This is a genomic window from Sinorhizobium sp. 8-89 (genome assembly GCF_030124325.1).
Lineage (GTDB): Bacteria > Pseudomonadota > Alphaproteobacteria > Rhizobiales > Rhizobiaceae > Sinorhizobium.
Window position 1 is genome coordinate 1 of record NZ_JASKLR010000094.1, and the last position, 578, is coordinate 578.

Here is a 578-nt window from a genome sequence, read left to right on the forward strand (position 1 = left end):
ATGCTCGACCATGACGCCCTTTGGCGTGCCGGTGGATCCGGAGGTGTAGATGATGTAGGCGAGATGGCGGGAAGTGAGGCCGAGGGCGCGGGGGTCGGGATCGGCTGCCGGCCGGTTCGCCCAGGCCGGTGTTGCGGCATCGAGGTCGACCGCGGTCAGACCGGCGATCGCGCTGGCGCCGAGGGCCTGGCGACCGGCCGCATCGCAAAGCAGCAGCTTCGGTGCTGCGTCGTCGAGCAGCTGGCGCAGGCGCTGAGACGGATAGGCCGGGTCGAGCGGCACGTAGGCGCCGCCCGCCTTGAGGATCGCCAAGAGCCCGACGACCATGGCCGGGCTGCGCTCGAGGCAGATCGCCACCGGCTGGTCCGGCTTCACGCCGAGGGCGATCAGATGATGGGCGAGCCGGTTGGCGCGTGCGTTGAGCGCACCATAGCTCAGCTCTTCGTCCTCGTGGACGAGGGCGACGGCTTCGGGGGTGCGCCGGACCTGCGCCTCGAACAGCTCGTGGATGCACTTGTCCGATGGATAATCCGCCGCCGTCCGGTTCAGCTCCTCCAGCAGATAGCTGCGCTCGTCGG

At 69.6% G+C, this 578-nt stretch carries 1 protein-coding gene; it reads right to left on the reverse strand.

The genetic code is table 11. From position 1 onward, the window contains the following. Nucleotides 1-578: AMP-binding protein (locus tag QN219_RS33810; protein WP_284004769.1), on the reverse strand; the 578-nt coding region annotated here is incomplete at both ends.